The 6305-nt window shown below is 46.4% G+C and carries 9 protein-coding genes; 3 read left to right on the top strand and 6 right to left on the bottom strand.

The features are described from left to right. Positions 1-320 precede the first annotated feature (320 nt). A complete protein-coding gene (locus tag F6K52_RS30215; protein ID WP_293087548.1) occupies positions 321-1067 on the bottom strand; it encodes a DUF3747 domain-containing protein in 747 nt (248 codons plus the stop codon). Between the two features lie 138 nt (positions 1068-1205). On the opposite strand from F6K52_RS30215, the gene F6K52_RS30210 reads away from it, so the two are divergent. Beyond that, positions 1206-1346 (top strand): hypothetical protein, encoded by a 141-nt coding sequence (locus F6K52_RS30210; RefSeq protein ID WP_293087544.1) that lies wholly within the window; start codon positions 1206-1208, stop codon positions 1344-1346. A 123-nt stretch (positions 1347-1469) separates the two neighbouring features. Here the strand turns inward: F6K52_RS30210 and F6K52_RS30205 are convergent, their stop codons facing one another. The 5 genes from F6K52_RS30205 to F6K52_RS30185 form a co-directional block, all read right to left on the bottom strand. Continuing rightward, positions 1470-1985 (bottom strand): peptidylprolyl isomerase, encoded by a 516-nt coding sequence (locus F6K52_RS30205; protein WP_293087541.1) that lies wholly within the window; start codon positions 1983-1985, stop codon positions 1470-1472. A 193-nt stretch (positions 1986-2178) separates the two neighbouring features. Beyond that, positions 2179-3525 (bottom strand): D-alanyl-D-alanine carboxypeptidase, encoded by a 1347-nt coding sequence (locus tag F6K52_RS30200; RefSeq protein WP_293087538.1) that lies wholly within the window; start codon positions 3523-3525, stop codon positions 2179-2181. Between the two features lie 330 nt (positions 3526-3855). Continuing rightward, on the bottom strand, positions 3856-4185 hold the full coding sequence (locus tag F6K52_RS30195) for a hypothetical protein (RefSeq protein ID WP_293087535.1): 330 nt from the start codon (positions 4183-4185) through the stop codon (positions 3856-3858). Further along, positions 4182-4358, bottom strand: a complete 177-nt coding sequence (locus tag F6K52_RS30190) for a hypothetical protein (protein ID WP_293087532.1) — start codon at positions 4356-4358, stop codon at positions 4182-4184. The genes F6K52_RS30195 and F6K52_RS30190 overlap by 4 nt, the downstream gene beginning before the upstream one ends. 167 nt (positions 4359-4525) lie before the next feature. Further along, positions 4526-5488: an alcohol dehydrogenase catalytic domain-containing protein gene (locus F6K52_RS30185; protein WP_293087551.1), complete on the bottom strand. Its 963-nt coding sequence runs from the start codon at positions 5486-5488 to the stop codon at positions 4526-4528. An 8-nt stretch (positions 5489-5496) separates the two neighbouring features. Between F6K52_RS30185 and F6K52_RS30180 the strand changes: the two genes are divergently transcribed. Beyond that, on the top strand, positions 5497-5691 hold the full coding sequence (locus tag F6K52_RS30180; protein ID WP_293087529.1) for a hypothetical protein: 195 nt from the start codon (positions 5497-5499) through the stop codon (positions 5689-5691). A gap of 100 nt (positions 5692-5791) precedes the next feature. Continuing rightward, positions 5792-6127 carry a four helix bundle protein gene (locus F6K52_RS30175; protein WP_293087526.1) on the top strand — a complete coding sequence of 112 codons (336 nt, stop codon included), beginning with the start codon at positions 5792-5794 and terminating at the stop codon, positions 6125-6127. The last annotated feature ends 178 nt before the right edge of the window (positions 6128-6305 follow it).

Raw genomic sequence — 6305 nt, 5'->3', positions numbered from 1 at the left:
AGCTTAGCTCTTTTTGATTCTCAGCCGGGCTGTGGTCAGTGCAACCAACTAGGAGCAAGATGGGAGCTAGAAACCGAACGATTCTTTTCATAATCTCTTCGTCAGAGCTATGTGATCAAACCAAGCTTAACTGCCCTATCAGCAGGTAAACCAAATTAATTACACATTTCATAAAACTCAAAGCCTTACAATGTAAGGGTTATAGAGATTGCGAGTAGGTAATTAATTTTGCGATCGCTGCTTAATACCCCAGGGCTATTTCTTGCGTCGGAACGCCAACAGCTAGCAGGGGCGAAAGCAATTAAACTTGGTAAGTCCTATTAATTCAAGCTATCAAACACTGGTATGCCATCATTTGAGGATTCTCGCGGTGCAGGTGCTGGAAGTTGAGGGCTAGTGTCAGGAAAACGTTCACCACTAGTCTTGGGTTGGGCTTGTGGTTTGGTAAAAATATATTCCCTGCTGGGAGTAGGTGGTGAGGGTTGAGGGCTACTGCTCCACTGTGGCGCGACAGTATTAGCGATCGCACCATAGGTAAGATAGATGTGACCTAATTGTTTGCCCTGATACATACGTTTGGTAAATCGCCAACCAGGATCAAGAAAGATTTTGAGAAAGCCATTAGCCAAACCTCTGGTGCGCCCAAGCTCAATGTCTGGGGCATTGCGGTCAATGCGGTGAGTACCTACTAATACCAATTCTCCATTGCGCTTAACCACTCTGAGCATATACTCTAGACCGAAGTCTTGACTATCGACGCGCATAGAATAGCCGTTGCTGTCTGTACTGCGCCCACAAATTCCTGTAAAGTCAAAGTCGAGCAGCAGAGGCTCTACTACAACTGGGTTAGTGCCACGTTCACGCCAGCACGCTTGCCAGTTTGCAATCTGCTCGATGACTAGTAATTGATACTGGTTGTAGCCAAAAGGGGCAGCTACCGCAATAAAATTGTTTCCGTTAACTTCGATGTTGTCAAAAGTATTCGCTGCTGCTGGATTGATAGCGCCTAAGGTAAGGCAAGAAGCTGTAGTGATTGCAGTAGCTGCTAGCCAGGGTGATGTGTTCATGGGTTTTACCGTTCCTAAGTCAGACCATTCCCGGTAGACGCTAACACTAAAGAATTTGCTCCTCTAGTGATACAGACAAATTATATCAACTCTGCTTGATGGAGAATATCCTAGGAAAAGAGAAAACCTCAGCGGTCAGTGGTTAGCGGTCAGCCGTCAGTGGTCAGTGGTCAGCCATCAGCCATCAGCCGTCAGCGGTCAGTGGTCAGCCGTCAGCTTGTTTTATTCAAAAGCACCTCAAGTAGCGATGCAGCGCGGTCTTGGGGGTTTCCCCCATGAGCGACTGCATCAAGACAGGGTGGCACAGGCTTCTAGCCTGTGACCCATAACCTGATAGCTGATAGCTGATTACTGACCGCTGATAGCTGTTCGCGTAGCTTGCGCGTAGCGCTTATGCTTACGTTATTCGTTTATTGTCACTTTCACCATTTGAACCGGAGTTTTGGGGCGATCACCCCGAGCAGTAGGGGTGGTTTGAATCTTGTTCACCACATCCATACCCTCAGTCACTTTGCCAAAAACCGGGTGCTTCGAGGGGCCTGGAGAAAACCAATCGAGATAGGAATTGTCTCGTGTATTGATGAAAAACTGACAACTACCGCTATTGGGAGCACCGGTATTTGCCATAGATAACGTACCTGGCTGATTGGAAATTTTGGCATTTTCCGGGTGCTCATCCTGGATGCAGCCATCAGGACCATTGCCAGTACCCGCGCGAGGACTATTGGGATCTTTGCTATGGGGACAGCCAAACTGAATCATGAAGTCATTAATCACCCGGTGAAAATGAAGACCATCGTAGAAACCAGACTTGGCTAGTTCAATGAAATTACCGGCTGTCTCTGGCATCACATCGGTGAACAATTCTACCGTGATTGTGCCTAAAGAGGTTTCTAAGGTTGCGGTTGGGTTTGCCATCTATTTTCTGACTTATATAAACGAGAGTTTAGTTAACACTCAACCAGGATACAGCAGGGAGTCGGGAATCGGGAATCGGGAATCGGGAGGTAAGCTATCAGCTATTAGCTATCAGCTTATGGGAATTAACGAGTTAAGTCACAGGCTGGAAGCCTGTGCCACGGCTGAGTGCTGACTACTGAGCGCTGAGTGCTTATCTAACAATTTCACTAAACGACCTCTTACCAATCCTCTGGGGTGATGGTTTAATGTCAGAAGGAACAGATTGCACCACTCCCCATTTAGTTACTAATTCTTTTAGCAGCATCTCTTGTTGAGTCCGGTATTTGGTAAAGTCTCCCCCTGAATTCATCACAGCAAACCAAACAGTGCCATAGGTTTGAGTTGGTAAGGCTCCGGCTAAGGTACTAACATAATTTAAACTACCGGATTTAACTACTGCTAAGTTAGGCAATGGACGTTCATTTAAAATACCTTGGTCTTGTCCTACGATGGCAAATACATCAGCAACGGTCATGTTGTATTGCTGAAGATAGCGCTCAATGGCGAGAAATACAGCAGTGACAGCCCGAGGAGACATGCGATTTTCTTCACCTAAACCAGACCCATTGATTAAGCTAATTTCTGATGGGGGTACTCCCGCCGCTTCTGCTGCTTTGCGGGCTACCACCTTGGCACCACCAGCGGTATTGGCTAGCATTTCTGCCATTTTATTATTACTGTAGCGATTCATTTTCTTCAGCAGTTCCGCCAGAGGAAAGGAATACTGGCGCACTAGGGGCTGTAGATTGTCAGGGGGTGAAGCTACTACTTGCACAGAGCCTGCGATCGCAATTTCCGGTCTAGGGGTACCTGGGGGTAAAGTCTGATACTGAGTTTCTGCTGCTGGTGGCCAACTCTTACCATTCAAGCCTTGCTTGAGCAGAGTGCCAGCTTTGAGGGGTAAGGTCTCAAAATTCATATAAAACTTACCCACAATCACCAAATTACCGGTTACTTGTTTGATACCTAACTGATTTAACTGGTTGCCTACTGCTATGGCTTCTTCCCAGACAAAAAACGGGTCTTCTGACCCTTCAACCACTAGGTCTCCCTGTAGCACCCCGTTCTCAATCGGTCCGGTGGCGCTAAATTTGGTAATGAATTGGTGGTCAGGACCAAGAGTAGAAAGAGCGGCTAGTGTAGTTGCTGCTTTGGTAAGGGATGCTGCTGGTAAGGGAATAGTGCCTTGGTGATTAGCTAAGAGGGTATCTCCTGATTCCATCCATATCCCTTGCTTGGTCTTGGTCATCCCTTTGGCGGATAATCCTTTCAGGTATTGGTCAACACTCTGTTGGCTTCCTGGAATAGGATTCGTTTCCGCAACAGTTAGGGGTTGATCAGGCTTTGGGAGCACCTTTAGTGCATCCTCTGCTTCTGAGGACTGGGAAGCATCTGGATCAGGAGATGGCGATATACCTTTAGGGGAATCCGCCCCATTACATCCAATTAGTAGTGCTAGGAGTAGTGTAGCAGTTGCATAAGTATTCGTTTTGAGCATTATTGATTATAGCCGGTTTCAATTAGGTGAGGTATTTTTTTAAGGGAGCAGGGAGTAGAGGTAATAAGATTGACTGTACCTCATCAATATGATCAACGCTATATATTAGGATATATTTTTATAAATTATCTAGCCTTATCTACTAGAATCGAGCCTGTTACAATGCTCAATTATAATGCTATATTCTCTTGATATATAAACTTACAAATACAGCTTTTTGGCTAGCTATCAGGTACACAATATTTTTCACCTCTTACCTGCTCCCTGCTCCCTGCTCCCTGCTCCCTTAAACCCAATAATTTTTACATCACCCAATTGAAAAATGCTTTACTAAATCGTTTCTTCTAACTGTTTAAGTTTCAAATTTACTTCCAAATCATCCCGTCCCACAATAGTTTCTATGTTACCGAGGCGTTCTTCTAGCTGTTGTACTTGATTAGGAATAAGGGTTTTATCGGATTTGTTATGAGAGTACCAAACAAAAGCGGTGCTACTTGCTGCGCCCCCGATTACAATCATCGGGATGGCTAACTTATATCTGCCTGGGGCAAAAATCATACAAATGGCTAACATTCCAGTAGCATACGACCAAATTTGTTTAGTGGTCATTGCACGGATATTAAGAGATTTCTCGAATTCAGATTGTTGTTGATAAGTCATAGTTTAATAAAGGGAATCGGGAATCGGGAATCGGGAATCGGGAATCGGGAATGTGGAACAGGCATCTTGCCTGTATCGGGCATCAGGCGTGGAATGGGCATCTTGCCTGTATCGGGCATCAGGCGTGGAACGGGCATCTTGCCTGTATCGGGCATCAGGCCTGGAACGGGCATCTTGCCTGTATCTTACCCAGGCGGGCAGGATGCCTGTATCATTCCCAGGCGGGCAGGATGCCTGTATCATTCCCAGGCGGGCAGGATGCCCACTCTACTGATATTCGCTGATGGCTGACAGCTGATTACTGATAGCTGACCGCATCCCATCACCTATTGCTCATCTTTCAAGAGTTATGATCCATGGTCAGTAAAATTTTCAAGACTCCCCGCTGCTGGGCATGGTTAAAGGCGGTTAACCCTTCTTCAATTGGGTAATGACTTTGGATTAGGTAATTGACATTTACTTTATCTCGTGCTAGCAAATCTATTGCTGGTTTAAAGGGACCGCAACGGGAACCGATTAGGGTGATTTCGTCTACTACCAGAGACGAGGCATCAAAGGTTAGGTTGCCAGCGTAGGTGCTTTTTAATACCAAGGTACCTCGTGGGCGCAACGCTCCCCGGGCAAGGGCAAAGCCTTCGGGGTTGCCAGTACACTCCACTGAGATATCGAAAGGACCTTTAGTGATGGCATCAGCAAAGCCTACCTTTATTCCTCTGGCTTCTAAATTGGCCAATTTCTCGTGATGACGGCCAATTACTAGCAAATCGCAGCCCGTTAGGGCTAGGGTTTGTGCCACCAGTTGTCCGAGCTTACCATCTCCCACTACTAACACCTGGTGATCGGGACGTACCCTCACTTGTTCCTGAATTTCCAGAGCAGCAGCCAAGGGCTCAGTAAAGGTGGCGGCATCAGTAGAAATATTATCGGGTAAGGGATGTAAGTTTTTTACCGGCAAGGTCAGATAGTCAGCAAAGGCTCCGTTACGGTTAACAATACCTAAGACAGTACGGTTTTGGCAGTGAGTCGGTTGTCCACTTTTACAAAATCGACACTCACCACAGGCGGCATTAATTTCTCCCACCACCCGCTGGTTAACTAAATTCTCTGGTCCATCTTCCACAACACCAACAAACTCATGACCTAATATACCTTTGTAGGGGTAATAGCCTCGGATTAGTTCCAAATCCGTGTTGCATATCCCCGCACGCAACACCCGCACTAAGGCTTCATCAGAGGGTGGTGATGGCACAGGTAGGTCAGTGCGCAGTTGCAGTTGCTGGTTTTCGAGCCAGAGTCCTTTCATTGTTGGTTGTGACAAGATTAGAGAAATTGGTTCCTATTTCTTATCTTAGCGATCAGCAGTCAGCAGTCAGCCTTCAGCCTTCAGGCTTCAGCCGTCAGTGGTCAGCAGTCAGTGGTCAGCAGTCAGCTTTCAGCCTTCAGCCTTCAGCGGTCAGTGGTCAGCAGTCAGCTTTCAGCGGTCAGTGGTCAGCAGTCAGTGATTAGCAGTAAACTGATAACTAATAGCTGAAACCTGATAGCTGATAGCTCATAGCTGACCGCTGATAGCTGATAGGAGCATTCAATATTGAGAGATTTTAAAAAATTGAAAGTTTGGGAAAAAGCCCATGAGCTGACGTTATCTGTTTATAAAGCAACCCAAGTATTTCCCAAGGAAGAACTGTATGGGTTGACAAGCCAAATCCGCCGTTCTTCCGTTTCAATCCCTGCCAATATTGCTGAGGGCTGTGGTAGAAACGGAAAAGCCGAACTAGCCCGTTTTCTTCACATTGCTATGGGTTCAGCCAGTGAACTTGAATATCACCTGTTACTGGCTCACAATCTTAACTTACTCAAAGCCAAAGACTATGAATTCCTGGCAGCAGAGGTAACAGAGATTAAACGCATGCTGACCTCTTTTATTCAAAAGCTGTTCGCGTAGCGTGCGCGTAGCGCTTAAGCTGAAAGCTGAGGCCAGTAGTCAGTGGTCAGTGGTCAGTGGTCAGTGGTTAGCCGTTAGCCGTCAGCCGTCAGCCGTCAGCCTTTAGCTTAAAACTGATAGCTGATAGCTTAAAACTGATAGCTTAAAACTGATAGCTGATAGCTGATAGCTGATAGCT

Source organism: Moorena sp. SIO3H5, assembly GCF_010692395.1.
In the GTDB taxonomy this organism is placed as follows: domain Bacteria; phylum Cyanobacteriota; class Cyanobacteriia; order Cyanobacteriales; family Coleofasciculaceae; genus Moorena.
The sequence above is the reverse complement of the archived record's forward strand: the minus strand, read 5'-3'. Positions and strand labels throughout refer to the sequence as shown.

Excerpts from the sequence above, each read along its gene's own strand:
- F6K52_RS30215 (WP_293087548.1), bottom strand. The coding sequence starts at position 1,067 with ATGAACACATCACCCTGGCTAGCAGCTACTGCAATCACTACAGCTTCT.
- F6K52_RS30205 (WP_293087541.1), bottom strand. The coding sequence starts at position 1,985 with ATGGCAAACCCAACCGCAACCTTAGAAACCTCTTTAGGCACAATCACG.
- F6K52_RS30200 (WP_293087538.1), bottom strand. The coding sequence starts at position 3,525 with ATGCTCAAAACGAATACTTATGCAACTGCTACACTACTCCTAGCACTA.
- F6K52_RS30195 (WP_293087535.1), bottom strand. The coding sequence starts at position 4,185 with ATGACTTATCAACAACAATCTGAATTCGAGAAATCTCTTAATATCCGT.
- F6K52_RS30190 (WP_293087532.1), bottom strand. The coding sequence starts at position 4,358 with ATGCCCGTTCCAGGCCTGATGCCCGATACAGGCAAGATGCCCGTTCCA.
- F6K52_RS30185 (WP_293087551.1), bottom strand. The coding sequence starts at position 5,488 with ATGAAAGGACTCTGGCTCGAAAACCAGCAACTGCAACTGCGCACTGAC.